Origin of the sequence: Pseudomonas sp. Z3-6 (genome assembly GCF_051131985.1) — a bacterium.
In the GTDB taxonomy this organism is placed as follows: domain Bacteria; phylum Pseudomonadota; class Gammaproteobacteria; order Pseudomonadales; family Pseudomonadaceae; genus Aquipseudomonas; species Aquipseudomonas zanjanensis.
In genome coordinates, this window is record NZ_CP071644.1 from 5,499,767 (window position 1) to 5,526,721 (window position 26,955).

Below are 26,955 nucleotides of genomic sequence, written 5' to 3' on the forward strand. Positions count from 1 at the left end.
ATAACCTACACCAGAGGAGATCCACACCATGGCGTTCAACATGCGCAACCGCAGCCTGCTGAGCCTGATGCACCACACCAACCGCGAGCTGCACTTTCTGCTGGACCTGTCCCGCGACCTCAAGCGTGCCAAGTACACCGGCACCGAACAGCCGCACCTCAAGGGCAAGAACATCGCGCTGATCTTCGAGAAAACCTCGACCCGCACCCGCTGCGCCTTCGAAGTCGCCGCCCACGACCAGGGCGCCCACGTCACCTACATCGACCCGGTGTCGTCGCAGATCGGCCACAAGGAAAGCATGAAAGACACCGCCCGGGTCCTGGGGCGGATGTTCGACGCCATCGAATACCGTGGCTTCGAGCAGGAGATCGTCGAGGAGTTGGCCACGTTCGCCGGGGTGCCGGTGTTCAACGGCCTGACCGCCGAATTCCACCCGACCCAAATGATCGCCGACACCCTGACCATGCGCGAACACAGCGACAAGCCGCTGCATGACATCAGCTACGCCTACCTGGGCGATGCCCGCTACAACATGGGCAATTCGCTGTTGATGATCGGCGCCAAGCTGGGCATGGACGTGCGCATCGGCGCGCCAAAAGCCTTGTGGCCGCACCAGGATTTCATCGACCAGTGCCAGGCCTTCGCCGCCGAAAGTGGCGCCCGCCTGACCATCACCGAAGACCCGAGGGAAGCCGTCAAGGGCGTGGATTTCATCCACACCGACATCTGGGTGTCCATGGGCGAGCCGGTGGAGGCCTGGGATGAGCGCATCGAGCAATTGCTGCCCTACCAGGTCAACGCGCAGATGATGAAGGCCTCGGGCAACCCACGGGTGAAATTCATGCACTGCCTGCCGGCGTTCCATAACAGTGAAACCAAGGTCGGCAAGGACATCGCCGCACGCTACCCGAACCTGGCCAACGGCGTGGAAGTGACCGAGGAGGTGTTCGAGTCCCCGGCCAACATCGCCTTCGAGCAGGCGGAAAATCGCATGCACACCATCAAGGCGATCCTGGTGGCGGCGTTGGCGGATATCTAAAAATCCCGTCCGCCCCTTGTTGGAATGCGATCCAATGTGGGAGCGGGCTTGCTCGCGAAAGCGGTGTATCAGTCTAAATAAATGTTGCCTGTAACACCGCTTTCGCGAGCAAGCCCGCTCCCACAGGGAACTGCATTGTTCGATCCATTTTTTAAAGGACAGCACCATGCGCATCGTCGTTGCCCTGGGCGGTAACGCCCTCCTGCGTCGGGGTGAACCCATGACCGCAGCCAATCAACGCAGCAACATCCGCACCGCGACCGAACAGATCGCCAAGATCCACCCCGGCAATCAACTGGTCATCGCCCACGGCAACGGCCCGCAAGTCGGCCTGCTGTCGCTGCAGGCGGCGGCCTACACCTCGGTCACGCCGTACCCGCTGGACGTGCTCGGCGCCGAAACCGAGGGCATGATCGGCTACATCATCGAACAGGAACTGGGCAATCTGCTGGACTTCGAAGTCCCCTTCGCCACGCTCCTGACCCAGGTCGAAGTGGACGCCAACGACCCGGCCTTCCAAACCCCCACCAAGCCCATCGGCCCGGTCTACAGCCGGGAAGAAGCACAGGCACTGGCCGCTGAAAAAGGCTGGGCCATCGCCCCCGACGGCGACAAGTTCCGTCGCGTGGTCGCCAGCCCCAGGCCCAAGCGCATCTTTGAAATCCGCCCGATCAAATGGCTGCTGGAAAAAGGCAGTATCGTGATCTGCGCCGGCGGTGGCGGCATCCCGACGATGTACGACGCCGACGGCAAGCTGCAAGGCGTGGAAGCGGTGATCGACAAGGACTTGTGCTCGGCGCTGCTGGCCGAACAGCTGGAAAGCGATCTGCTGGTGATCGCCACCGACGTCAACGCTGCGTTCATCGACTTTGGCAAGCCGACCCAGAAAGCCATCGCCCAGGCCCATCCCGACGAACTGGAACGGCTCGGCTTCGCCGCCGGTTCCATGGGGCCGAAAGTGCAGGCCGCCTGTGAATTCGCGCGCAACACCGGCAAGGTCGCGGTGATCGGGTCGCTGTCGGACATCGATGCTATCGTCCAGGGCACCGCCGGCACGCGCATCAGCACGGCGACGCCGGGCATTGTTTATCGCTAACGGGAAAACTTATGCGGCAGGCACGGTGTCTGCCGTTCTCCATGCCTTCGAAGGAGAGTCGTTTATGGCCACGTTCAAACCCGGTCACCTGCACATGGAACGCCATGCGCTGAACAAGGATGATTTCAGCTACAACCTGTGCATCGACTACAAGCTCGATCGGAATGACAAGGGCGAGACGGGCATGTCGTTCCAACTGCACGGCACGGTGGAAGAAAAAACCCTGGACGAAACCTTTTTCCTGGCCAAGGACCAGGCCTTCGACTTCGCCCGCCATGCCACGCGCATCGCCCAGAAATACGGCCTGCCCAAGGCTGCCAGCATCGGTTCGATGCACAAGTACTACGACGAAATGTTCGAAGACGTGCGCCACCAACTGGACGTCAAGCCGGGCGACCCGATGAAGCCGGAGCACCTGGAATAACTGGCTGGGAAACGCTGCCATTCCTGACATGAAATGAACCTGTGGCGAGGGAGCTTGCTCCCGCTCGGTTGCGCAGCGACCGCAAGAGCTTGGGGCCGCTGCGCGGCCCAGCGGGAGCAAGCTCCCTCGCCACAATGAAGCAGGGCTTCAGCCTGAAGCCTGGGCCCAACAGGGAATATCAGTGTTCTGAATATCGGGTTACACACAAAGCCTGCCTGGCTGGCAACTCGCTATAGCTGACCTATGCTGAATACAGTACCCCCGGGTATTCGTTCAGAGGTCACCGCCATGAACATCAAAACAAGAAGACGCCTCGCCATTTTCGTCACTTGCGCCGCTACGCTTGCGCTGTATGGCACGGCGGCCTACCGGGTCGAGCAGGCCAGGCAACTGCCCCGTGAATACGCCAGCTGCAACTTCGAACGCTGCATCCCCCACAGCGCAACCCTGAACGCCCTGCGCTGAGGCGTGGTCAGTCTTCCTGTTGATCGGTCTTGAGCCGGTCCCGGAACGCCTTGGGCGAGATACCGACGCGCCGGCGGAACAGCCGGGTGAAGTTGGTCGGGTCGGAAAACCCAAGCAGTTCGGAAATCTCGTAGATGGTCATGCCGGTGTAGGTCAGCAGGCGCTTGGCTTCCAGCAACTGGCGCTCATGCATGATCTGCAACGCCGGTTGCCCCGCCAGTTCACGACAGGTGCCGTTGAGGTGCGACACGGAAATGCCCAGGCGATGGGCCAGGTCTTCGACCTTGACGTGCTCGCGATAGGTTTCTTCCACCAACTGAATGAAACCGTTGAGGTACTCCCGGGCCCGTTGCGGGCGCTGGGCCTGGGTGTGGCGCTGCATCACCTGGCGACTGACCCAGACCATGATCACGCTGACCAGGGCATGCATGAGCATTTCCCGGGCCGGTTGATGGCCCATGTACTCATTCTGCAAGGCGCTGAACAGGCTGTTGAGGTACTCGGCATTCTCGAGGGCCGGGTAGCTTTCGGCCTGGGCCAGCACGTTGACCGAATGCCCCAGCTGCGCTTGCAGGTGCGTGACCAGCGGCGCCGCCAACGTCACCACGTAACCTTCCACATCCTCGGAAAAACGAAAGCCATGGACCGACAGCGGCGGCAGGATCTGCACGGCCGGCTCGGTGAGTTGCGTGCGCCGGCCTTCGATTTCCAGTTCCGCCTGGCCCTTGAAGACAAACAGCAACTGGCACAGATCGGCGTGCCGATGGGGTTTGATTTCCCATTGATGCTCGCGGCTGCGCTTGGAGATGGTCTCGCAGTGCAGCAGATCCGGCGTCGGCCATTCCTGGCTCTCACCGTAGAGCTTGAACACCGGGATCGAAGGCAGGTCAGGTTTTTTCATAACGTGGATCCGGGCCTGGGGTTGCGGGCGATAATCGCACCAATTGGCGAAAAGAACAGGTATCGGCTCAGTTTTCCCCTTCAACTGACAGGTCCGCAAGCGAAAAATGCAGGCACTCGGTCCATAACAATCAACACCGACCCTGGTCGCGTGCTTCGTGCGAGTCATAAGAACAATGAAAACCCTCAAGACCCAAGTCGCTATCATCGGCGCCGGCCCCTCTGGCCTGCTGCTCGGCCAGTTGTTGCACAACGCCGGGATCGACACTGTCATCCTCGAACGCCAGGCCCCGGACTATGTCTTGGGCCGCATCCGCGCCGGTGTGCTGGAGCAAGGCATGGTCGAGCTGCTGCGCCAGGCCGGCGTTGGCCAGCGCATGGACGCCGAAGGCCTGCCCCATGACGGCTTTGAACTGGTGCTCAACGATCGGCGAGTGCACATCGACCTCAAGGGCCTGACCGGCGGTAAAAACGTCATGGTCTACGGCCAGACCGAAGTCACCCGTGACTTGATGGCCGCCCGCGAAGCCGCCGGCGCCCGCACCCTGTACCTGGCCAGCGACGCCCAGCCCCACGACATGCAAACCGAGCATCCCTTCGTGACCTTCGAACACGAAGGGCAAACCTGGCGCCTGGACTGCGACTACATTGCCGGTTGCGACGGTTTCCACGGCGTGGCCCGCCAGTCCATTCCAGCGGAAAAGCTCAAGGTCTTCGAGCGCGTCTACCCGTTTGGCTGGCTCGGCGTACTGGCCGACACCCCGCCGGTGCACGAGGAGCTGGTCTACGCGCGGCACGACCGCGGCTTTGCCCTCTGTAGCATGCGCTCCAAGACCCGCACCCGTTATTACCTGCAAGTCCCCGCTGAGGAAAATGTCGCCGACTGGCCGGACGAGCGTTTCTGGGGTGAACTGAAAAACCGCCTGCCCGCCGACCTGGCCGACGCCCTGATAACCGGCCCCTCCATCGAAAAAAGCATCGCGCCCCTGCGCAGCTTCGTGGTCGAGCCGATGCAGTATGGGCGGATGTTCCTGGTGGGCGACGCGGCCCACATCGTCCCACCGACGGGGGCCAAGGGCTTGAACCTGGCGGCCAGCGATGTCAGCACGCTGTTCAACATCCTGCTCAAGGTCTATCGCGACGGCCGTGTGGACTTGCTGGAACAATATTCGGCCATCTGCCTGCGACGCGTGTGGAAAGCCGAGCGGTTCTCCTGGTGGATGACGTCGATGCTGCACCGCTTCGACGACGACGCCTTCAACCAGCGCATCAGCGAAGCCGAACTGGAGTATTTCCTCGACTCCGAGGCCGGTCGAAAAACCATTGCGGAAAATTACGTCGGGCTTCCTTACGAGGCTATCGAATAGCCGCCTATCGACTTAAACTGCGGGCTTCGTCCCATTCGCCTCTTTGGCGCGACGCCCGCAGGTTCTGTCGTGACTCAGCTCAATACGCTCCAAGCCCCAAAACCGGCCATTCGCAGCGTACTGGTTGCCCTGATGCTGGCGATTTTCCTCGGTGCGCTGGACCAGACCATCGTCGCCGTCTCGATGCCGGCCATCTCCGCACAATTCGCCGACGTCAGCCTGCTGGCCTGGGTGATTTCCGGCTACATGGTCGCCATGACCGTGGCGGTGCCGATCTACGGCAAGCTCGGCGACCTTTATGGCCGCCGACCACTGATGTTGTTCGGCATGGGCCTGTTCACCCTGGCCTCGCTGTTCTGTGGCCTGGCGCAAAACATGGAACAACTGGTACTGGCGCGGATTTTCCAGGGCATCGGCGCCGGCGGGATGATTTCGGTGAGCCAGGCGATCATCGGCGACATCATCCCGCCCCGGGAGCGGGGTCGCTACCAGGGGTATTTCAGCAGCATGTACGCGGTGGCCAGCGTGGCCGGGCCGGTGCTCGGTGGCTACATGACCGAATACCTGTCGTGGCGCTGGGTGTTCTGGATCAACCTGCCACTGGGCCTCGTGGCCTGGTGGGTGGCCCGGCGCACCCTGGTCGGGCTGCCAGTACCGCAACGCACGCCGATCATCGATTACCTGGGCACCGTGTTGCTGATCATCGGCCTGACAGCATTGTTGCTGGGGATTACCCAGGTCGGCCAAGGCCATGCCTGGCACAGCCCTGAAGTGCTGGGGTTGCTGGGTTGCGCGGGGGTAGCGCTGGGGATGTTCGCCTGGCACGAGCGCCGGGCCCGGGAACCGTTGCTGCCGATGCACCTGTTCGCCAACCGCAGCGCGGTGCTGTGCTGGTGCACGGTGTTCTTCACCAGTTTCCAGGCGATTTCCCTGACGGTGCTGGTGCCGTTGCGCTTCCAGAGCGTGACCGGCGCCGGTGCTGACAGCGCCGCGTTGCACTTGTTGCCGCTGGCGATGGGGCTGCCCATTGGCGCGTATTTCGCCGGCCGCCGAACCTCGGTCACGGGGCGCTACAAACCGATGATCCTCAGCGGCGCCCTGCTCTTTCCATTCGCGATCCTCGGCATGGCCTTCACCGCGCCTGACGCGTTCTGGCTCAGCAGCCTGTTCATGCTGCTCAGCGGCATCGCCTCCGGCATGCAATTCCCCACGTCGCTGGTGGGTTCGCAAAACGCCGTGCAGCAACAGGACATCGGCGTCGCCACCAGCACCACCAACCTGTTCCGCTCCCTCGGCGGCGCGGTGGGCGTGGCCTTGATGTCGGCGTTGCTGCTGGCCTTGCTGCAGGATTCAAGCTTCGCCCAGCTCACCGGTTCGTCGCCGCTCGGCGAAGGGCATTCCGGCAACGTCTTGCTCGACGGCCTCAACGCTGCCCCGGGCGAGGCGCAGCATGCCTTGCGCCAGGCGTTGCAGGCGACGTTCCGGCATTTGCTGCTGATCAGCGCGGCGGTGTCGCTGCTGGGGTTGGCCGCAGCGGTGGCGATGCCTGATCGCCTGTTGCGGGGGCGGGATGACAAGGCTGGATAACCTGCAACACACCACCTCTGTGGCGAGGGAGCTTGCTCCCGCTGGGCCGCGAAACGGCCCCAAAAATGGTGCGGTCGCTGCGCAACCGAGCGGGAGCAAGCTCCCTCGCCACAAAAGCATCGGCGCCACAAAATCTCATTAGGCCGTCGCCACGACACCTTCGGGCACCACAACTGCACTCATCCCATCCTTCATCCGCTTGGCATCGCGCACGAAGCAGCGTGACGCCAGGAACAGGAACACCATGGTCAGGAGCAACGCCACCGGGATCAGGTACATCGCGTCATGCAGGCCGATGGCCTTGAAGGCTTCGGTCATCTGCGGGGCGCCTGCGGTCGCCATGGCCGTGCGGGCGAAGTAGTCGGACAAGCCGCCCACCACCACCGGCCCCAGGCCGCCGCCGAGCAAATACAGCCCGGCAAAGTACAACGCCATCGCCGTGGCGCGCAGGCGCGGCTCCACCACGTCCTGGATCGCGGTGTAGACGCAGGTGTAAAAGTTATAGGCAAACAGCCAACCGACGCTGAACACCGCCACGAACACGCCGATTTCTATGCGCCCGGCATGCAGGGCCCACGCCGTGGTGACCGTCGAAATCGCCAGGCTGAACGCGGCAAACAGCAGGCGGCCGTTGGGCACGCGCTGGTGGATCTTGTCGGCGACCCAGCCGCCCAGGGTGAGCCCGAACAAGCCCGTCACGCCCACCATGATCCCGGTCGCCACGGCCGCCTCGTGCAGCGGCATCAGGAAATAACGCTGCAGCATCGGCACCAGGAATGAGTTGCAGGCATAGGTCGCGAAGTTGAAGCACAGCCCCGCCAGCACCAACCAAAGAAAGGTCGGAATCGCCAGCACCCGGCGGACCGGCTTGTCGATCTTTTCCTGGGACACCTGCACGGTTTCCGCCGCGCCGCGCTTGGGCTCCTTGATGAAAAACATGAACACCGCCAGCACCAGCCCCGGCACCGCCGCGATGAAGAACGGCGCGCGCCAGCTGTCGAAGGCCTTGACCATCGCGCCGATGGTGAAAAACGCCAGCAGCAGCCCCAGCGGCAGCCCGAGCATGAAAATGCCCATGGCCCGCGCCCGCCGATGGGCCGGGAACAGATCGCCAATCAAAGAGTTGGCCGCCGGCGCGTAGCTGGCCTCGCCGATGCCGACGCCCATGCGCACCACCAAAAACGCCCAGAAACTGCCGACCAGGCCGTTCACCGCCGTCAGCCCGCTCCAAGCCGCAAGCCCCCAGCCCATCAATTTGCTGCGCGAACCGTTATCGGCCATGCGCCCCAGGGGCAAGCCGGCAATGGCATAAACAATGGTGAACGCGGTACCGATGATGCCGATCTGGAAGTCACTGAGGCTCCATTCCATGCGGATCGGCTCGATGATGATCGCCGGGATGGTGCGGTCGAAGAAATTGAACAGGTTGGCCAGGAACAACAGGAACAGAATGCGCCAGGCATTCGCCGCTTGGGTCGAGTTCTGCATGGGTCCGTCTCTTTTATTGTTATGGGCCAACGATCCGTGGCCTGGTTATGCAATCTAGACAGCGGCACGGGGCCTGTCTCCAATTATTCGCAAGGCTGATACCCGACCATGGAAAGCGGCGTATTTCTTGATGCCGGTCAATACCCTGCGCCAATTGCCATCATTTTGCCTTTTATTGGTTAAAGATCGAGGTTCGGTGGCCGATTCAACATGATCAGGAAAAGATTATCCCGAGCGCTGCTCAGGCTGCAGCCCTGACCGCTTGGACCGACATTCGCGTTTATCCCGGCGCGAATTCCCATCCGCGAGGGTTCGATGATCGCATTCGTCGAGCCACCAGTTCAGGCACATGGCGCACAATGACCTCAAAAAAAACAGCCACTGCGGTATCCGATCTGACCTTGAGCCCGGCCGCCAACGGCCCTGAAGTCTCGAAGCCGTCGCCCCCTCCGCGCCCTCTGTCGACCCAGCAGTACCTGTATTTCACCGAAACCAATACCGACCGTATCCTCGACAACCTCGATGGCCTGCGTGACACCGTGTTCCCGCGCCCACCGCACCTGGTAGACGACGAATTCGACCGTGCCCAGCAAGAGTTTCCGTCGGTGTGCCTGATCGGCCTGGGTCGCTGCGGCTCCAACATCGCCCTGGACGTGGCCGAGCTGGTGTACAACGCCCGCAAGTTCTACCTCAACGAATTCAACGCCGAAGACAAAGGCTACAGCGACAAGGGCTACAGCCCGGCGCAGTGGATCCGCAACAACCTGCGCCTGGGCACCAGCAAGGCCAGCAAGCCGGTATTCCTGGTGGAACCGCTGGTCATGCTCGGCGACCTGGACAAGGACATCGCCGGGCGCATCCGTTTCTCGCGCAAGGGCGAGAAAAGCGGCTTTTTGCGCGACTACAGCAAAATGAAAATCATGGACCTGTCGGAAGTCCATGCCGGCGGCGCCGGTAACGCGCCGATCCTCGGCCAGTACCTGGCCAAGATCATCCTGAACAAGGACACCCAGCGTTTCTCCAGTCCCGACTGGAAAATGATCCACTCGTACCTGATCGACAGCTGCGGCATCAAGGCCAACCAGTCGCGCCTGTATTTCTCGATCTTCAGCGCCGGCGGCGGTACCGGTTCGGGCATGGCCTCGGAGTTCGGCCTGGCCCAGCAGTACTCGTACATGAACAAGACGTTCGACACCAAGCCGATGGACGAGCACGACAGCAAGAGCGGCCACTCCTTCGTCTTCGAGCCGATCTTCACCAGCGGTATCTGCGTGCTGCCGAACATTTCCGATCATCGCAGTGAAATGTCCGAGGCGCTGCACATCAACGCCGGACGCCTGCTGTGCAAATACCTCTCGGAAGAATGGGATTTCTCCTACAACTTCGCCAATGAAGACAGCAGCGAAGCCAGCGTCATGGGCCGTATCCGTCCATGGAACGCGATGATGCTGATTTCCAACGACATCATGCGTTACGCCGAGGAAAGCGATGACGGCAACATCCAGAACATTGATGTCAATGCGATGGAAAAACACGCCAACCAGTACATTTCCCAGCAGATCTTCAACATCCTGACGGCCCAGGCCGTCACCACCGACTACGACCAGAACTACTTCCGTCGCGCCGGCATCGACATTGGCGAAACCATTCGCCTGGACGCCAACGACCTGTTCATGAGCCTGGCCGGCCCCGTGGCGATTGCCTACGCCGAATCCGTCGTCCCGGAAACCCCGGCGCCGAGCGGCGACAAGTTCAAGGTATTCGAGAAAGAGCCGCCGCGCCTGAACATCGACGACCTGTTCTTCCGCTCCATCGACCTGCCGCACTTTAACAAGGTCACCCAGGCCATCGAAGGCATCAGCCTGTTGCCGATCGAGTCCAAGCGCTACCGTGCCTCGTTGGAGCAGTACAAGAACTCCGGCTACGACGCCGCCGCGCTGCACGACCTGCACTTCTTCAAGAACTGCTCGTCGGTGGTGTCCATTGTCTCCTTGCCCAAGGACTACAAGCTGTCCTACATGGACCTGAACCGGCTCAAGACCCACCTCAACAGCCTGTTCCCCAATACCACCCTCAAGCGCTACGCGCTGGTGATCGGCGCCTCGGCCAACCTGTCGCTGACCACCCTGATCGCCAAGAGCCCGTGCCTGTCGGATGATTTCCTGACCCTGATCGTGGCGTTCATCAAGCGCTGCTTCGCCCGCACCCCGTACCGCTTCGACGAGACCCTGGACAATTCGATCCTGGACTTCATCATCAATGAAGACTTCGACGAAGCCCGCATCGACGAACTGCTCAATGAGTTCGAGAACCCGGCGAAGATCCTCGACACCAACTGGTACGCGATCAAGCCGATGTATGAGAAAAAGTACCGTGAGCTGATCAACGATAAAGACAAGTTCGTCTCGATCAACGACATCCGCCTGTCCCGCGACTGCGTGAAGAAATCCATCAAGTACCTGCGCGAGATCTATCGTCACCGGATTGGCAAGACCAAGGTTATTTCCCTTAATAACCATACGGGCAGGTCTTATTGAGGCTGGCGCAGCACCGCGTTGCCCCTTTCGCGAGCAAGCCCGCTCCCACAGTGGACCGCATTCTTTCTGAAGAAACGCGGTCCACTGTGGGAGCGGGCTTGCTCGCGAAGGCGGCCTTGGATACACCACCGAGACAACATCCAGAAACAATTAAGCAGCCCAAAGGCTGCTCAATGAACTGTTCCCGTTACGTATACGTCACCCTGCCCTGTGGCGTTTCGCCACGGCAGGACGCCATCACGCTACTCACCTACACACTTTCAATCAGGCCAACGAGCGAACCAACTTGGTGCGTCGATCAATTCGATGCCCTTTCCTGGATCATAATCCAGGGCGAAACCACCACCGCCCAGAGCTGCGGATCGCGCTCCAAAAAATCCAGCGCCCGCGTTTCAGACAGCTTGGCGAGCTGGTCGGCGGCCAGCCAGGCGGCGACTTTGGTACCTTCGTCCTGGGCCACGGCCTCGGCGGCGGCGATCAGATCCAGTGCCGGATCGACCCACAATAGGGCACCCTTGGCAAAGAACGGCTCCAGCTCTTTCCAGGTGATGGATTCGGTTTCACCAAGCAGCTTGGCATAGAGGGTGCTAGGTTCTTGATTCATGGGAGCTGTCCGGAAAAGAAATCGGCGCGAATGATAACGTCGGTGGTCTGGCAGAAAAACCCGGTAGCAATTGCAGCACCGATTGAAAAGCGCAGGAAAGCCAAGGATTGCCGAAACGACCGGACAACCCCCGCCGCTATTCTGTCTTTTTCTTTCAATTAAGCGACACCTCCAGGTTTTGCCCCCAAGCGCCAGCTTCCCTTGCCAACAATCGGCGCTCTACACTGTACCGGTACAGTTGCCGGGGGCATTTTCCGCGAGGGTATCCAAGATATCTGACCCGGTTCTGCTGCTACGGCGCCAGGACTATAAAAACTACAACAGCATGAGTGGAGCACTATGACTAAGGCTACTAAGCAGATTTCCAAACTGTTTGCCGCTATGGTTCTGGCCGGGGTTGCCAGCCATTCGTTTGCCGCCGACACCATCAAGATCGGCATCGCCGGCCCGAAAACCGGCCCTGTAGCCCAATACGGCGACATGCAGTTCAGTGGCGCGAAAATGGCCATCGAACAGATCAACGCCAAGGGCGGCGTCGACGGCAAGCAACTGGTCGCCGTTGAATACGATGACGCCTGTGATCCAAAACAAGCGGTCGCGGTCGCGAACAAAGTCGTCAACGACGGCATCAAGTTCGTGGTCGGCCACCTGTGCTCCAGCTCCACCCAGCCCGCTTCCGACATCTACGAAGACGAAGGCGTGATCATGATCACTCCGGCGGCTACCAGCCCGGACATCACCGCTCGCGGCTACAAGATGATCTTCCGTACCATCGGCCTGGACAGCGCCCAAGGCCCTGCGGCCGGCAACTACATCGCCGACCACGTCAAGCCGAAAGTCGTTGCGGTCCTGCACGACAAGCAGCAGTACGGTGAAGGCATCGCCAGCGCCGTGAAGAAAACCCTCGAAGGCAAAGGCGTGAAAGTGGCCGTCTTCGAAGGCGTGAACGCCGGCGACAAAGACTTCTCCTCGATGATCGCCAAGCTCAAGCAAGCCAACGTCGACTTCGTCTACTACGGCGGCTACCACCCGGAGCTGGGCCTGATCCTGCGTCAATCCCAGGAAAAAGGCCTGAAGGCCAAGTTCATGGGTCCGGAAGGCGTGGGTAACGATTCCATCTCGCAGATCGCCAAGGAATCTTCCGAAGGCCTGCTGGTGACCCTGCCGAAATCCTTCGACCAGGATCCGGCCAACGTCGCCCTGGCTGACGCGTTCAAGGCCAAGAAAGAAGACCCGAGCGGTCCGTTCGTATTCCCGTCCTACTCCGCAGTGACCGTGATCGCCGACGCGATCAAGGCTGCCAAGAGCGAAGACGCAGGCAAAGTGGCTGAAGCCATCCACGCCGGCACCTTCAAGACACCTACCGGTGACTTGAGCTTCGACAAGAACGGCGACCTGAAGGACTTCAAGTTCGTGGTCTACGAGTGGCATTTCGGCAAACCTAAAACCGAAGCTTCGCCTCAGTAAGGCCTGGCCTGACTGACTGCCAATAAAGCCCACGGCGTGCCGTGGGCTTTGTTTTAAATGTATTGGGCCGCGCTGGCGTGATCCGCCAGTCTCCCCACCTGAAAATCTCAAAACCGTCATCAGCGGTTCGCTGGCAAAACTCGAGTCCGAAGTGGATGCAGATCCATGGGACCCGGGCGGGAAAATGACTCCACCAGTGAAATGCGTATCAGGTTTTTAGGAGCGCTGTAATGCCTGACATCTATCACTTCTTCCAGCAGCTGGTTAACGGCCTGACCGTTGGCAGCACGTATGCCCTGATCGCCATCGGCTATACGATGGTCTACGGCATCATTGGAATGATCAACTTCGCCCATGGCGAGGTCTACATGATCGGCTCCTACGTGGCGTTCATCGCCATCGCCGGGCTGGCCATGATGGGACTCGACAGTGTCCCGCTGTTGATGACCGCGGCTTTCATCGCGAGCATCGTGGTCACCAGTTCCTATGGCTACAGCATCGAACGGATCGCCTACCGCCCCCTGCGCGGCAGCAACCGTCTGATCCCGTTGATTTCCGCCATCGGTATGTCGATCTTCCTGCAGAACACGGTACTGCTTTCGCAAGACTCCAAGGACAAATCCATTCCCAACCTGATCCCGGGCAACTTCGCCATCGGGCCAGGCGGGGCACATGAAGTGCTGATTTCCTACATGCAAATCGTGGTGTTCGTGGTGACCCTGGTCGCCATGCTCGGCCTCACGCTGTTCATCTCCCGTTCCCGTCTCGGCCGCGCCTGCCGCGCCTGTGCCGAGGACATCAAGATGGCCAACCTGCTGGGCATCAACACCAACAACATCATCGCCCTGACCTTCGTCATCGGTGCGGCCCTGGCCGCCATCGCCGCGGTGCTGTTGAGCATGCAATACGGCGTGATCAACCCCAACGCCGGCTTCCTCGTGGGCCTGAAAGCCTTCACCGCCGCGGTACTGGGCGGCATCGGCAGCATCCCCGGCGCCATGCTCGGCGGGCTGGTGCTGGGCGTGGCCGAAGCCTTTGGCGCCGACATCTTCGGCGACCAGTACAAGGACGTCGTGGCATTCGGCTTGTTGGTACTGGTTCTGTTATTCCGGCCGACCGGCATCCTGGGCCGCCCGGAGGTTGAGAAAGTATGACTAGGCATCTCAAATCGGCGCTCTTCAGCGCCCTGCTGGTCTGGGCCGTGGCCTACCCGGTATTGGGTCTTAAACTGACCATCGTCGGCATCAACCTGGAAGTGCACGGCACCAGCCCGGCCATCCTGGCGACCATCGCCGTGTGCTCGCTGTTGATGTTCGTGCGCGTGTTGTTCAGCACGCAGATCAGCGCGGCGTGGAAGTCTTCGCCCGGCCTGCCGGTGATGCCGGCCAAGGCCAGCAACTTCCTGACCCTGCCGAGCACCCAGCGTTGGATCGTGCTGGGCTTGATCGTCGTGGCCCTGGTGTGGCCGTTCTTCGGTTCGCGCGGCGCGGTGGACATCGCCACGCTGATCCTGATCTACGTGATGCTGGGCCTGGGCCTGAACATCGTCGTAGGCCTGGCCGGCCTGCTGGACCTGGGTTACGTCGGTTTCTACGCCGTCGGTGCCTACAGCTATGCGCTGCTGTCCCATTACTTCGGCCTGAGCTTCTGGATCTGCCTGCCGATCGCCGGGATGATGGCCGCCACCTTCGGTTTCCTGCTGGGTTTCCCGGTCCTGCGCTTGCGCGGCGACTACCTGGCGATCGTGACCCTGGGTTTTGGCGAGATCATCCGCCTGTTCCTGCGCAACCTGACCGACATCACCGGTGGCCCGAACGGCATCAGCAACATCGAGAAACCGACGTTCTTCGGCCTGACCTTCGAACGTAAAGCCGCCGAAGGCTTGCAGACCTTCCACGAGTACTTCGGCCTGGAATACAGCTCGATCAACAAGGTGATCTTCCTCTACCTGGTTGCTCTGTTGCTGGCCCTGGCCGCGTTGTTCGTCATCAACCGCCTGCTGCGCATGCCGATCGGCCGTGCGTGGGAAGCGCTGCGTGAAGACGAAATCGCCTGCCGTGCCCTGGGTCTCAACCCCACCGTGATCAAACTGTCGGCCTTTACCCTCGGCGCTGCGTTCGCCGGTTTTGCCGGTAGCTTCTTCGCCGCTCGCCAGGGCCTGGTGACGCCGGAATCCTTCACCTTCATCGAGTCGGCGATCATCCTCGCCATCGTGGTGCTGGGCGGGATGGGCTCGCAGTTGGGCGTGATCCTGGCGGCGATCGTGATGATCCTGCTGCCCGAAATGATGCGTGAATTCAGCGAATACCGCATGTTGATGTTCGGCGCCTTGATGGTGCTGATGATGATCTGGCGTCCTCAAGGTCTGCTGCCTATGCAACGCCCCCACATGGAGCTGCGCAAATGAGTCGCGAGATCCTGAAAGTCGAAAACCTGAGCATGCGCTTCGGCGGTTTGCTGGCGGTCAACGGCGTAGCCCTGACCGTGCAAGAGAAGCAAGTGGTTGCCCTCATCGGGCCGAACGGCGCGGGCAAGACCACCGTGTTCAACTGCCTGACCGGCTTCTACCAGCCAACTGGCGGCACCATCCTGCTGGACGGCGAGCCCATCCAGGGCCTGCCCGGTCACCACATCGCCCGCAAGGGCGTGGTGCGCACCTTCCAGAACGTGCGGCTGTTCAAGGACATGACAGCGGTCGAGAACCTGTTGATCGCCCAGCACCGTCACTTGAACACCAACTTCTTTGCCGGCCTGTTCAAGACCCCGGCGTTCCGCAAGAGCGAACGCGAGGCCATGGAATACGCCGAGTACTGGCTGGACAAGGTCAACCTCACCGAGTTTGCCAACCGTACCGCCGGGACCCTGGCCTACGGTCAGCAACGGCGCCTGGAAATCGCCCGCTGCATGATGACCCGCCCGCGGATCCTCATGCTCGACGAACCGGCCGCCGGCCTGAACCCGAAGGAAACCGAAGACCTGAAGGCGTTGATCGGCGTGCTGCGTGAGGAGCACAACGTCACCGTGCTGTTGATCGAGCACGACATGAAGCTGGTCATGAGCATTTCCGACCACATCGTCGTGATCAACCAGGGCACGCCCCTGGCCGACGGCACGCCGGAACAGATCCGCGACAATCCTGAAGTGATCAAAGCCTACCTGGGGGAAGCGTAAATGCTGCAGTTCGAAAACGTTTCCACCTTCTACGGCAAGATCCAGGCCCTGCACAGCGTCAACGTCGAGGTCCGCCAGGGCGAAATCGTCACGCTGATCGGTGCCAACGGCGCCGGCAAATCCACCCTGCTGATGACGCTCTGCGGTTCACCCCAGGCCCACAGCGGCAGCATCCGCTACATGGGTGAGGAACTGGTGGGTCAGGACTCGGCGCAGATCATGCGCAAGAGCATCGCCGTGGTGCCTGAGGGCCGTCGGGTATTTGCCCGTCTGACCGTGGAAGAAAACCTCGCCATGGGCGGTTTTTTCACTGACAAGGGCGACTATCAGGAACAGATGGACAAGGTCTTGCACCTTTTCCCACGCCTGAAAGAACGCTTTACCCAGCGCGGCGGCACCATGTCCGGCGGCGAACAGCAAATGCTCGCCATCGGCCGTGCGCTGATGAGCAAGCCCAAGCTGCTGCTGCTCGACGAGCCGTCCCTGGGCCTGGCACCGATCATCATCCAGCAGATCTTCGACATCATCGAACAGCTGCGCAAGGATGGCGTGACGGTGTTCCTGGTGGAGCAGAACGCCAACCAGGCGCTGAAAATCGCCGACCGGGCGTACGTGCTGGAGAACGGTCGCGTGGTGATGCAAGGCACCGGCGAAGCCTTGCTGACCGACCCGAAAGTGCGCGAGGCGTACTTGGGCGGTTAAGTCTGGCGCAAAAAAAAACGGCCTTCGGGCCGTTTTTTTTGCCCTTCGTAAAATGATTGCCTTTGTGGCGAGGGAGCTTGCTCCCGCTCGGTTGCGCAGCGACCGCAACACCTTGGGGCCGCTGCGCGGCCCAGCGGGAGCAAGCTCCCTCGCCACGGGTTTGGGGAAAACCGAAAAAAATCTGCAGACGCTGTAACGCTTTCCCCTCTCCCTCCTCTAGTTCAGTAGACCGGCACTAACGCCGGTTCATTTCCCTGAAGACTGGAGAATCACCATGACTGCTTCGACCCGCACCCTGTCCGCCGCCGCCCTGGTCCTGGCCCTGGGTTCTGCCCTGAGCATGACAGCCGTCTCGACCGTCCACGCTGCTGACGACAGCATGGAAAAATGCTTCGGCGTTGCCCTAAAAGGCAAGAACGATTGCGCCGCCGGCGCCGGCACCACCTGCGCAGGTACGGCAAAAATGGACTACCAGGGCAACGCCTGGAAATCGGTGCCAAAAGGCACTTGCACCACCATGGAAAGCAAAACTTCCCCGACCGGTTTCGGCCAGCTCGAAGCGTTCAAAGCCAAATCCTGATCGCATCTGTCTGAGGCCCGTCACCATGTTGAAGACCCCTTCCCCCGCCCTTGATAGCCGGTTGCCGCCCAAGGCGGGGCTGGGGCTCAAGAGCGAGCATTTTCGTGAAGTGCTCCAGACCCGACCGGATCTGGGCTTTTTCGAAGTGCACGCGGAAAACTACATGGTGGCGGGCGGGCCGCTTCATCACTTCCTGGGGCGGATACGCGAGCAGTACCCGCTGTCATTGCACGGTGTCGGCCTGTCGATCGGTGGGGAAGGGCCGCTGGATGTTGCGCATCTGCAGCGCCTGGCCGCATTGATCGAACGCTATCAGCCCCAGTCTTTTTCCGAACACCTGGCCTGGTCCAGCCACGGCCCGGTTTTCCTCAATGACCTGCTCCCCCTGGCCTACGACGAAGCAACCCTCGACCGCGTCTGCCAGCACATCGATCAGGTCCAGAGCAGCCTCAAACGCGTGCTGTTGCTGGAAAACCCGGCCACCTACCTGGCCTTCGAAGCCTCGACCCTCGACGAGCCACACTTCATCAGCGAAGTGATCCGCCGTACTGGCTGCGGCCTGCTGCTGGATGTGAACAACGTCTACGTTTCGTGCATCAACCACTGCCGCGATCCCTTGGCCTACCTCGGTGCCCTGCCCTTGCACGCGACCGGCGAAATTCACCTGGCCGGCTTTGCCGAAGACACCGACAGCCTCGGCGAGCGCCTGCTGATAGACGATCACGGCGCCCCCGTCGACCACGCCGTCTGGCAACTGTATCTCAAGGTGCTGGAGCGGATCGGGCCGGTCGCCACCTTGATCGAGCGCGACAACCACGTGCCTGCGTGGGAGGTGCTGCTGGCCGAAGCGCGCCAGGCCGATCGGCTGTTGAGCGCCGCAGGAGCGCGGTCATGAGCAACCAGCACGCCTTCACCGCCGCCCTGCTCGACCCGCGCAAAGCGTGTCCGCCCGGCTTGGTCAGCGCCAACGGCGCGGCCCCGGAAAGCCGTTTCGCGGTGTACCGCAATAACGTGCTCGGTTCATTGATCAACGCCCTGGCCGACAACTATCCGGTGGTGGTGCATCTGGTGGGTGAGGAATTCTTTCGGGCCATGGCCGGGGTCTACGTCCAATCGACAGCGCCGCGAAGCCCGGTGATGAGCGACTACGGGGACGATTTTGCCGAGTTCATCAAACACTTCGAACCCGCCGCCAGCGTGCCGTACCTGACAGACGTCGCTCGCCTGGAGCGACTGCATCTACAAGCCTGGCATGCCGCCGACGCCGAGCCCATGGCGCAAGAACAAATTGTAAAGGCGCTGTCGTCCCCCACGCTGGCGGGACACCTGAAGATTGGGCTTCACCCGTCACTGCGCCTGCTGCAATCGCCCTTCGCCGTGGTGACGATCTGGGCCGCCCATCAGCACCAGACGCCGGTGCCGTTCGAAGCTTTCCCCGCGCAAAACGCCTTGGTGCTGCGCAACGGCCTGGACGTGAAGGTGTTTGCGATCAGTCACGCTGCCCATGGCTTTATCACGGCCCTGCAACAGGGGGTGTCCCTGATTGCAGCCATTGAAGCCACAAACGACCTCGACCTGGAACACACCCTGGCGGGCCTCATCCGTCACCAGGCCATCACTCACCTCCTCGCCGAACAGGTATCTCCATGAACACCCTGATTGCCGGTTTCATTCAATGGCTGGAGAAAATTCCCCACAGCCTGATCGCCTTCGTTGCACGTTTCTCAATTGCCGCGGTGTTCTGGAAATCCGGCCAGACCAAAATCGAAGGCCTGGCCATCGACCTGCTCGATGGCACCTTCCAGATCGGCCTGCCGCACCTGGCGGACTCGACCATTCCCCTGTTCAAAAGCGAATACGCCCTGCCGCTGCTGTCGCCGGAACTGGCCGCGTACCTGGCGGCCTCAGCCGAGCATGTGTTCCCGGTGCTGATCCTGCTTGGCCTGGCGACACGCTTTTCGGCGCTGGCCTTGCTCGGCATGACCGTGACCATCCAGCTGTTCGTCTACCCGGACGCCTACCCGACCCATGGCACCTGGGCGGCGGTCTTGCTCTACCTGATGGCCCGTGGGCCGGGGCTGCTGTCGATCGACCACCTGATTGCCAAGCGCTACGCCCACGCCTGAACACAGATCCCCTGTGGGAGCGGGCTTGCTCGCGAAGGCGGTGGGTCAGTTTGCATAAATGCTGGATGTACCACCGTCTTCGCGAGCAAGCCCGTTCCCACAAAAAATCTCCAATGGCTGGACTATCGCTGCAGTCGATCCAACGCCTCGCCGCTGCGCTTGAACCAATCGATCAAATAATCAGCCAGCACCTGGGTGCGCTTGGGCAGGCCGCCCTGGTACGGGTGCACCAGGTACATCGGCATGCGCCGGGTCTGGTAATCGCGCAGCAGCCAATGCAGGCGTCCGTCAGCCAACTCTTCATGCAGCAGGTACGACGGCAGCCGGGCGATTCCGGCGCCGGCCAGGGCGGCTTTTTTCAGCAGGCTGTAGTGATTGCTGGCAAACGGCCCTGAGACGCGGACCCGCAGCAGTTCGTGCTGCTGGTGGTAAAGCCATTCTTCCCGACCGCTGTAGTGGCTGTTGAGCAAGCAGCGGTGCTCGGCCAGGGCCTGGGGCGTCTCAGGTGCGCCGTAACGCTCAAGGTAGGCCGGGCTGGCGCAGGTCATTTCGTGCCACGCCAGCACTGGCCGGGCGACCAGCCGTTCATCGATGGCAGCGTCGGAACGGATCGCCAGGTCGAAGCCATCGCGGCTCAAGTCACGGTAGCCGTTGTTGAGCTCCAGTTCGATCTGCACGTCGGGATAGGTGCGAGCGAACTCCGTCAACAAACCCTCGAAGAACGTTTCGCCCAACGAAACCGGCACCGTCATACGCACCGGCCCGGAGATGTCATCCTTCAACCGCGCCAATGCCTGACGCGCCCTTTCTACTTGCACCAACAATGCCTGGGCCTGGGGCAACAACGCCGCCCCTGCCGCCGTGAGGCTCAAGCGTCGAGTGGTGCGTTGCAGCAACACCACTGAAAAGCGCTTCTCCAACAAGCTGATGCGCTTGGACAACTGACCCTTGCTGCACCCCAACTGCTGGGCCGCCAAGGTAAAACTGCCGGCCTCCATCAACACGGCAAATGCCGCCAGGTCATCCATTTCGCTCATTGGATTGTTTCCAAATGAAAACCAAAGGTTGCCTATTAGCATGATTATCAATGGAAAGAACCCCTCTAGACTGAAAACTCATTCAGCCCATTGAGGAACAGCTCATGAAAATCCTGTTGATCGGCGCCAACGGCACCATCGGTTCGGCCATCGATAACGAACTGTCGCCCCGCCACGACATCGTTCGGATCGGCCGTCACAGCGGTGAATTGCAAGTGGATATCAGCGACAGCGCCTCGATTCGCGCCCTGTTCGAGAAGACCGGCCGTTTCGATGCCTTGGTCTGCGCCGCCGGCAACGTCACCTTTGCGCCCCTGGCCGAGATGACCGAAGACAGCTTTGCCCTGGGCTTGAAAGACAAACTGATGGGCCAGGTCAACCTGCTGCTGATCGGCCGCGAATTCGCCAACGACGGCGCATCCTTCACCTTCACCACTGGCGTGCTCAGCCACGATCCGATCAAGAGCGGCGCGTCGGCGGCCCTGGTCAATGGCGCCCTGGACAGTTTCGTGCGCGCCGCGGCAATCGAGTTGCCACGGGGCCTGCGGGTCAACTCGGTGAGCCCGAACGTGCTACTGGAAGCCATGGACAAATACGCGCCTTATTTCCGCGGCTTCAAGCCCGTACCCGCAGTGGACGTGGCATTGGCCTACGCCAAGAGCGTCGAAGGCCTGCAAACCGGTCAGACGTTTCACGTGGGTTGACCGATCACCTACCCGTGTAGGGGCTGCCGAAGGCTGCGATCTTTTGATCTTTTGATCTTTGGTCTTTCATTCAAGACTCAATTGTCAGGGGGAAAGACCGCAGCCTCGTTGCACTCGACAGCTCCTACACAGCTCCACACCGCTCCTACACCGCTCCTATGGGTTGTGATGTGGGATCAGTCTGAGTAACGTGGCGACACTTGTCTGGAGACCCAAAGATGCGTGCCGCCCGCTCCCTGCTGTTTGTCGCCCTCCTGCCGCTGTTCACCGGCTGCCAATTGCTCGACGCCCCTCGTCAGAGCGCCTCCCACGCCGGCCAGGTGCGCCTGCAGGGCGAACTCACGGCGGCCGATGGCAAACTGGTCATCCAGCCGTGCCAGGAACAACGCCGCTACATCGTCAACGACGCCGGCGGCACCAGCGTCCTGCAACAAGCTGCATCCTTGGCCGACGATCACGGCAAATTGTTTGCCGACGTACGCGGTCGCATCGTTTCCAGCGCGGCGGCCGGTACCGACAGCCAGTTGGACGTCGAGCAGCTCTATCGCCTGGAACCGTCGGGGACCACATGCGACAACGCTGACTTCAAACGCATGATTCTGCGCGCAACGGGCCACAGTCCGGAATGGACCCTCACGGCCAGCGGCAAGGGCCTGGTACTGGATCGCGTAGGTCAGCCGCCACTGGCAGTGCCTTATGTCGAAGAGCAATTGGGCGATGGCCGCTTCAACCTCGGCACCGAAGCCAACGGCGAGAAAGTCGAACTCTGGGTGACACCGGCACGCTGTGTCGACAGCGCCACTGGCAGCGTGCAGCACATGAGCGCCGAGTTGCGGGTCAACGGCCAAGTCCAGCGCGGCTGCGCCTACTTCGGTGGCGCGCGCGACGACTGATTCACCGCTTTTGGCTTATAATCGCCGGTTCACGCCCTGGTGCAGTTGTGCATCCCGCGAACCGGACCCCGCCATGTTACGAATCACCGAACTCAAGCTGCCAATCGATCACCCCGAAGACGACCTGCGCCCTGCCATCCTGCAACGCCTGGGCATCGCCAGCGATGACCTGCTCGACTTCACCTTGTTCAAGCGCAGCTACGACGCGCGCAAGAAATCCTCGGAACTGTGCTTCATCTACACCGTCGACCTGACGGTGCGCGATGAAGCCAGCCTGCTGCGCAAGTTCGCCGATGACCGTAACGTCAACGAAGCGCCGGATGTCAGTTACAAAGTGGTGGGCCAGGCGCCGACCGACCTGAGCGAACGGCCGATCGTAGTCGGCTTCGGCCCGTGCGGGATCTTCGCCGCCCTGTTGCTGGCACAGATGGGTTTCAAGCCGATCATCCTCGAGCGTGGCCCGGAAGTGCGCCAGCGCACCAAGGACACCTGGGGCCTGTGGCGCAAAAGCGTGCTCAACCCCGAATCCAACGTGCAGTTCGGTGAAGGTGGCGCGGGGACGTTTTCCGACGGCAAGCTCTACAGCCAGATCAAGGATCCGAAATTCCTCGGTCGCAAGGTCCTGCACGAATTCGTCAAGGCCGGTGCACCGGAAGAAATCCTCTACGTCAGCAAACCGCACATCGGCACCTTCCGCCTGACAGGCGTGGTGGAAACCATGCGTGAGCAGATTCGCGCCCTGGGCGGTGAAGTGCGCTTCGGGCAGCGGGTCACCGACGTTTTGATCGAAGACGGTCAACTGGTTGGCGTCGAGCTGGCCAGCGGTGAGCAGATTCATTCGAAACACGTAATCCTGGCCTTGGGCCACAGCGCCCGGGACACGTTCCGCATGCTCCACGGTCGGGGCGTGTACATGGAAGCCAAGCCGTTCTCGGTGGGTTTCCGTATCGAACACCCGCAATCGCTGATCGACAGTGCGCGCCTGGGCAAATACGCCGGCCATCCGAAACTCGGCGCCGCCGATTACAAGCTGGTGCACCACGCCAAGAATGGTCGTTCGGTGTACAGCTTCTGCATGTGCCCGGGCGGCACCGTGGTGGCGGCGACGTCCGAGCCGAACCGCGTCGTGACCAACGGCATGAGCCAGTACTCGCGCAATGAGCGCAACGCCAATTCCGGCATCGTCGTCGGCATCACCCCGGAAGTGGATTATCCAGGTGGCCCACTGGCCGGGATTGAATTGCAGGAACGCCTGGAATCCCATGCGTTCGTGCTCGGCGGCAGCAACTACGAGGCTCCGGCGCAACTGGTGGGCGACTTCATCGCCGGCAAGCCGTCTACGGCCCTGGGCAGCGTCGAACCTTCCTACAAGCCAGGGGTGTCCCTCGGTGACTTGGCCTTGGCCCTGCCGGATTTCGCCATCGAAGCTATCCGCGAGGCCCTGCCGGCGTTCGAGAAACAGATCCGCGGCTACTCGCTGCATGACGCCGTGCTGACCGGCATCGAAACCCGCACCTCATCGCCCCTGCGCATCACCCGCAACGAGTCGCTGCAGAGCCTGAACGTCAAGGGCCTGTTCCCGGCGGGTGAAGGCGCCGGCTACGCGGGCGGGATCCTGTCGGCGGGGGTGGACGGGATTCGGATTGCCGAGGCGGTGGCGCGGGATATGCTGGGGCTCGAGGGCTGACAGAGGTCTGCTTATGGAAGTGATGCTGTTCACTTAAAGTCCTGAGTAACAGCATTACCCTGTGGGAGCGGGCTTGCTCGCGAATGCGATACACCCTTCACCGATAAGTTGACTGACCCACCGCCTTCGCGAGCAAGCCCGCTCCCACAAGACGTCAGTGTCTCGGGATCAGATATTCGCCCGCAACACACTCTCCGGCAGTGCCTCGCCCCGCTCCACACTCGCCGCCACGATGTCCATCAGCCCATTCAACTCATAGCCCTGGGCCTTGAGCCACGCCGGGTCGTAATAGGTCGTGGCGTAGCGCTCGCCGCCGTCACACAAGATCGCCACGATCGATCCCGACTCCCCGGCATCTGCCATCTGCCGGGCCGCCATGAGTGCGCCGATCAGGTTGGTGCCGCTGGACCCACCGACCCGTCGTCCCAAGCGCTCGGCCAGGTAGTGCATGGCCGCCAGTGACAAGGCATCCGGAACCTTGACCATCGCATCGATGACTTTCGGCAGGAACGACGCCTCGACCCGCGGCCGGCCGATGCCCTCGATGCGTGAACCGCAGTCCAGGCGCAGGCTCGCGTCGCCACTGCGGTAGTAGTCGAAGAACACGGAACGCTCGGCGTCGGCGCATAACACGCGGGTGCCGTGCTGGCGGTAACGGACATACCGTCCCAGGGTCGCCGTGGTGCCGCCTGTGCCAGGGCTGGAAATCAGCCAAGCGGGCTCCGGATGCCGCTCGAAGCGCATCTGCTGGAAGATCGATTCGGCAATGTTGTTATTGGCCCGCCAGTCCGTGGCGCGCTCGGCGTAGGTGAACTGGTCGATGAAGTGCCCATCATGCTCGCGGGCCAAGCGTTCGGATTCGGCGTAGATCTGCGTAGGGTCGTCCACCAGGTGGCTCTGGCCGCCATAGAACGCAATCTGTGCGATTTTTTCCTTGGAGGTGGTCGCCGGCATCACCGCAATGAACGGCAGGCCCAGCAACCTGGCGAAGTAAGCCTCGGAAATCGCCGTCGAGCCGCTGGAGGCCTCGATCACTGGCGCACCGGGCTTGAGCCAGCCGTTACACAACGCATAGAGAAACAGCGAGCGCGCCAGCCGATGCTTGAGGCTGCCGGTGGGATGGCTGGACTCGTCCTTGAAATACAGTTCGATGCCCGGCAGGCCAGGCAGCGGCAGCGGAATCAGGTGGGTATCGGCGCTGCGCTGGAAGTCAGCCTCAATGATGCGGATCGCTTCGCGGGCCCACTGGCGATGGTCGTTCATGGTGTTTTCTCACTGATCGGTTCGACGCGGGGAAATCACGCGGTCGTGCAGGCAAGGGCTGGCGTTCGGAAAAACCAGACGCCAGCTTAGGAAAAAACCGACATCGCGCACAGGTACAGCTAAGGTCCAATATGGCCCGTAACTGCCGACTGCGTGGCGCAGGCCTTGTAACGACATATAACAAAAAAGAATATAACTTTTGTTTTAACAACTAACAGTACGGGTTAGGGTGTGCCATCTTTTTGATTCAATGAATGGAGAGCGATCGTGGCTCTACGCAATTCTCTGACACGTTTTTTTCAACTGGAGGCTGCCAGCGGCCTGCTGCTGATCGCTGCCGCCGTGCTGGCCCTGGTCATCAACAATTCGCCGCTGTCCTGGCTGTACAACGGCCTGCTCGACACACCGGTGGTCGCCCAAGTCGGCGCGCTGAAGATCGCCAAACCCTTGCTGCTGTGGATCAACGACGGCCTGATGGCGATGTTCTTCCTGCTCATCGGTCTCGAGGTCAAGCGTGAGGTCCTCGATGGGCAGTTGTCGAAACCTTCGCAAATCGTCCTGCCAGGGGCGGCGGCGATTGGCGGTATGGTGGTGCCCGCCCTGATCTATTGGTTTCTCAACCGCGACAATCCTCCCGCTCTCGCTGGCTGGGCGATTCCCACCGCCACCGACATCGCGTTCGCCCTCGGTGTACTGGCCTTGCTCGGCAAGCGGGTGCCGGTGTCGCTCAAGCTGTTCCTGATGACCCTGGCGATCATCGACGACCTGGGCGCCATTATCATCATCGCCATCTTCTACTCCGGCGCCCTTTCCACCTTGTCGCTCATGCTGGCGGCCGCCTGCATCGCCGCGCTGGTGGCGATGAACCGGATGGGGGTGGTCAAGCTCGGGCCCTACATGGTCGTGGGCCTGATCCTCTGGATCTGCGTGCTCAAGAGCGGTGTCCATGCCACGCTTGCCGGGGTGACCCTGGCGTTCTGCATCCCGCTGCGCACGAAAAACGCCGAGACCTCGCCGCTGCTGACCCTGGAACATGCCCTGCATCCCTGGGTGGCCTACGGCATCCTGCCGCTGTTCGCTTTCGCCAATGCTGGCCTGTCCCTGAACGGCGTCACCGTCGAGAGCTTCACCCATCACGTACCGATGGGGATTGCCATCGGCCTGTTGCTGGGCAAGACCGTCGGCGTCTTCGGCCTGACCTGGCTGGCGGTTAAAATCGGCATCGCCAGCCTGCCCGCCGGGGCCAATTGGGGGCAGATCCTGGGGGTGGCGATCCTTTGCGGGATCGGCTTTACCATGAGCCTGTTCGTTGGCTCCCTCGCGTTCGAGCCGGGTGTGAGTGACTACGCCGGCATGGATCGGATGGGGATTCTTACGGGTTCGATATTGGCGGCGTTGTTGGGGTATGCGGTGACGGCGGCGGCCAGTCGTAAGCCTGCATTGCCAAGCTGATCTAGCTTTTTTAAAGCCATTCTGGACGGTGTGAATATCCGTTGCTGCGGTAACGGCCACTGGCGGTTCCGCTCTTACAGCGGGTCACTTTTGGAAGAGCGCCAAAAGTAACCAAAAACGCTTTGCCCCACCACTCGGCACCTCGCCTAGGCTCGGTGTGCCCTCACTCCGGCATTGCTCCGTGGGCCGCCGCGAAGGGCCATCCATGGCCCAGCGCGGCTATCCCGGCATCCATGCCGGGTTGCCCACTGCGCAATGCCTGCGTTCGGCCAGCGTGGTTTAACGGGGCGCCCAGATCAAGATCAAGATCCAAAGCAAGAGCAAGAGCAAGAGCAAAGCGGGGCACATGCCGGCATCTATGCGGCT

At 61.4% G+C, this 26,955-nt stretch carries 26 protein-coding genes; 20 read left to right on the forward strand and 6 right to left on the reverse strand.

The features are described from left to right. Positions 1-28 precede the first annotated feature (28 nt). The 4 genes from J3P88_RS23855 to J3P88_RS23870 all read left to right on the forward strand — a co-directional run bounded on the left by J3P88_RS23855 (position 29) and on the right by J3P88_RS23870 (position 3,024). Entirely contained in the window at positions 29-1,039 is a 1,011-nt protein-coding gene (locus J3P88_RS23855; RefSeq protein WP_186708478.1) for an ornithine carbamoyltransferase, read from the forward strand. A gap of 166 nt (positions 1,040-1,205) precedes the next feature. Further along, the gene (gene arcC, locus J3P88_RS23860) at positions 1,206-2,135 is read left to right on the forward strand and encodes a carbamate kinase (RefSeq protein WP_434571963.1); all 930 of its coding nucleotides are present in this window, start codon (positions 1,206-1,208) and stop codon (positions 2,133-2,135) included. Between the two features lie 64 nt (positions 2,136-2,199). Then, entirely contained in the window at positions 2,200-2,559 is a 360-nt protein-coding gene (locus tag J3P88_RS23865; protein WP_186708475.1) for a DUF5064 family protein, read from the forward strand. Between the two features lie 288 nt (positions 2,560-2,847). Continuing rightward, the gene (locus J3P88_RS23870; RefSeq protein ID WP_162843733.1) at positions 2,848-3,024 is read left to right on the forward strand and encodes a hypothetical protein; all 177 of its coding nucleotides are present in this window, start codon (positions 2,848-2,850) and stop codon (positions 3,022-3,024) included. A gap of 7 nt (positions 3,025-3,031) precedes the next feature. Here the strand turns inward: J3P88_RS23870 and J3P88_RS23875 are convergent, their stop codons facing one another. Further along, positions 3,032-3,925, reverse strand: coding sequence for a helix-turn-helix domain-containing protein (locus J3P88_RS23875; protein ID WP_186708473.1), 894 nt, complete (start codon positions 3,923-3,925; stop codon positions 3,032-3,034). A 175-nt stretch (positions 3,926-4,100) separates the two neighbouring features. Between J3P88_RS23875 and pobA the strand changes: the two genes are divergently transcribed. Beyond that, positions 4,101-5,291: a 4-hydroxybenzoate 3-monooxygenase gene (pobA, locus tag J3P88_RS23880; protein WP_434571966.1), complete on the forward strand. Its 1,191-nt coding sequence runs from the start codon at positions 4,101-4,103 to the stop codon at positions 5,289-5,291. A 132-nt stretch (positions 5,292-5,423) separates the two neighbouring features. After that, complete coding sequence (locus J3P88_RS23885) at positions 5,424-6,878, forward strand: MDR family MFS transporter (RefSeq protein ID WP_434576606.1); 1,455 nt, start codon at positions 5,424-5,426, stop codon at positions 6,876-6,878. 138 nt (positions 6,879-7,016) lie between these two features. Here the strand turns inward: J3P88_RS23885 and J3P88_RS23890 are convergent, their stop codons facing one another. Continuing rightward, positions 7,017-8,366, reverse strand: a complete 1,350-nt coding sequence (locus J3P88_RS23890; protein ID WP_053119054.1) for a spinster family MFS transporter — start codon at positions 8,364-8,366, stop codon at positions 7,017-7,019. A 359-nt stretch (positions 8,367-8,725) separates the two neighbouring features. Between J3P88_RS23890 and J3P88_RS23895 the strand changes: the two genes are divergently transcribed. Continuing rightward, entirely contained in the window at positions 8,726-10,903 is a 2,178-nt protein-coding gene (locus tag J3P88_RS23895) for a hypothetical protein (RefSeq protein ID WP_186708465.1), read from the forward strand. Positions 10,904-11,201: 298 nt separating this feature from the next. Here J3P88_RS23895 and J3P88_RS23900 read toward each other — a convergent pair whose 3' ends face one another. Both J3P88_RS23900 and J3P88_RS23905 read right to left on the reverse strand, forming a co-directional pair. Next, positions 11,202-11,507 carry a DUF2288 domain-containing protein gene (locus J3P88_RS23900; protein WP_434571969.1) on the reverse strand — a complete coding sequence of 102 codons (306 nt, stop codon included), beginning with the start codon at positions 11,505-11,507 and terminating at the stop codon, positions 11,202-11,204. Then, positions 11,504-11,665 (reverse strand): hypothetical protein, encoded by a 162-nt coding sequence (locus J3P88_RS23905; RefSeq protein WP_186708488.1) that lies wholly within the window; start codon positions 11,663-11,665, stop codon positions 11,504-11,506. Before J3P88_RS23905 ends, J3P88_RS23900 begins: the two co-directional genes overlap by 4 nt. Before the next feature lie 181 nt (positions 11,666-11,846). Here J3P88_RS23905 and J3P88_RS23910 point away from each other — a divergent pair, with 181 nt between their 5' ends. The 9 genes from J3P88_RS23910 to J3P88_RS23950 all read left to right on the forward strand — a co-directional run bounded on the left by J3P88_RS23910 (position 11,847) and on the right by J3P88_RS23950 (position 19,553). Continuing rightward, complete coding sequence (locus J3P88_RS23910) at positions 11,847-12,974, forward strand: branched-chain amino acid ABC transporter substrate-binding protein (RefSeq protein ID WP_186708463.1); 1,128 nt, start codon at positions 11,847-11,849, stop codon at positions 12,972-12,974. Between the two features lie 230 nt (positions 12,975-13,204). Beyond that, entirely contained in the window at positions 13,205-14,128 is a 924-nt protein-coding gene (gene livH / locus J3P88_RS23915) for a high-affinity branched-chain amino acid ABC transporter permease LivH (RefSeq protein ID WP_014336891.1), read from the forward strand. Beyond that, positions 14,125-15,381: a high-affinity branched-chain amino acid ABC transporter permease LivM gene (locus J3P88_RS23920; protein ID WP_186708461.1), complete on the forward strand. Its 1,257-nt coding sequence runs from the start codon at positions 14,125-14,127 to the stop codon at positions 15,379-15,381. Before livH ends, J3P88_RS23920 begins: the two co-directional genes overlap by 4 nt. After that, on the forward strand, positions 15,378-16,145 hold the full coding sequence (livG, locus tag J3P88_RS23925; protein ID WP_053119044.1) for a high-affinity branched-chain amino acid ABC transporter ATP-binding protein LivG: 768 nt from the start codon (positions 15,378-15,380) through the stop codon (positions 16,143-16,145). The genes J3P88_RS23920 and livG overlap by 4 nt, the downstream gene beginning before the upstream one ends. Continuing rightward, the gene (locus J3P88_RS23930; RefSeq protein ID WP_053119042.1) at positions 16,146-16,847 is read left to right on the forward strand and encodes an ABC transporter ATP-binding protein; all 702 of its coding nucleotides are present in this window, start codon (positions 16,146-16,148) and stop codon (positions 16,845-16,847) included. 274 nt (positions 16,848-17,121) lie between these two features. Then, entirely contained in the window at positions 17,122-17,427 is a 306-nt protein-coding gene (locus J3P88_RS23935; RefSeq protein ID WP_207965960.1) for a BufA1 family periplasmic bufferin-type metallophore, read from the forward strand. A 25-nt stretch (positions 17,428-17,452) separates the two neighbouring features. Further along, positions 17,453-18,322, forward strand: a complete 870-nt coding sequence (bufB, locus tag J3P88_RS23940; RefSeq protein WP_186708459.1) for an MNIO family bufferin maturase — start codon at positions 17,453-17,455, stop codon at positions 18,320-18,322. Then, on the forward strand, positions 18,319-19,077 hold the full coding sequence (locus J3P88_RS23945) for an HvfC/BufC N-terminal domain-containing protein (protein ID WP_434571972.1): 759 nt from the start codon (positions 18,319-18,321) through the stop codon (positions 19,075-19,077). The genes bufB and J3P88_RS23945 overlap by 4 nt, the downstream gene beginning before the upstream one ends. After that, complete coding sequence (locus tag J3P88_RS23950; protein WP_434571974.1) at positions 19,074-19,553, forward strand: DoxX family protein; 480 nt, start codon at positions 19,074-19,076, stop codon at positions 19,551-19,553. Before J3P88_RS23945 ends, J3P88_RS23950 begins: the two co-directional genes overlap by 4 nt. Before the next feature lie 122 nt (positions 19,554-19,675). Here J3P88_RS23950 and J3P88_RS23955 read toward each other — a convergent pair whose 3' ends face one another. Continuing rightward, positions 19,676-20,590 (reverse strand): LysR family transcriptional regulator, encoded by a 915-nt coding sequence (locus J3P88_RS23955; RefSeq protein WP_186708454.1) that lies wholly within the window; start codon positions 20,588-20,590, stop codon positions 19,676-19,678. 104 nt (positions 20,591-20,694) lie between these two features. Here J3P88_RS23955 and J3P88_RS23960 point away from each other — a divergent pair, with 104 nt between their 5' ends. From J3P88_RS23960 to J3P88_RS23970, 3 genes are all read left to right on the forward strand, one after another. Beyond that, positions 20,695-21,294, forward strand: a complete 600-nt coding sequence (locus J3P88_RS23960; protein WP_186708452.1) for a short chain dehydrogenase — start codon at positions 20,695-20,697, stop codon at positions 21,292-21,294. Positions 21,295-21,512: 218 nt separating this feature from the next. Continuing rightward, positions 21,513-22,187 carry a COG3650 family protein gene (locus J3P88_RS23965; protein ID WP_434571976.1) on the forward strand — a complete coding sequence of 225 codons (675 nt, stop codon included), beginning with the start codon at positions 21,513-21,515 and terminating at the stop codon, positions 22,185-22,187. A 73-nt stretch (positions 22,188-22,260) separates the two neighbouring features. Continuing rightward, positions 22,261-23,874, forward strand: coding sequence for an NAD(P)/FAD-dependent oxidoreductase (locus tag J3P88_RS23970; RefSeq protein ID WP_434571978.1), 1,614 nt, complete (start codon positions 22,261-22,263; stop codon positions 23,872-23,874). Positions 23,875-24,042: 168 nt separating this feature from the next. Here the strand turns inward: J3P88_RS23970 and J3P88_RS23975 are convergent, their stop codons facing one another. Continuing rightward, positions 24,043-25,137 carry a PLP-dependent cysteine synthase family protein gene (locus J3P88_RS23975; protein ID WP_186730435.1) on the reverse strand — a complete coding sequence of 365 codons (1,095 nt, stop codon included), beginning with the start codon at positions 25,135-25,137 and terminating at the stop codon, positions 24,043-24,045. 267 nt (positions 25,138-25,404) lie between these two features. Between J3P88_RS23975 and nhaA the strand changes: the two genes are divergently transcribed. Continuing rightward, the gene (nhaA, locus tag J3P88_RS23980; RefSeq protein ID WP_434571980.1) at positions 25,405-26,589 is read left to right on the forward strand and encodes a Na+/H+ antiporter NhaA; all 1,185 of its coding nucleotides are present in this window, start codon (positions 25,405-25,407) and stop codon (positions 26,587-26,589) included. Positions 26,590-26,955: the final 366 nt, after the last annotated feature.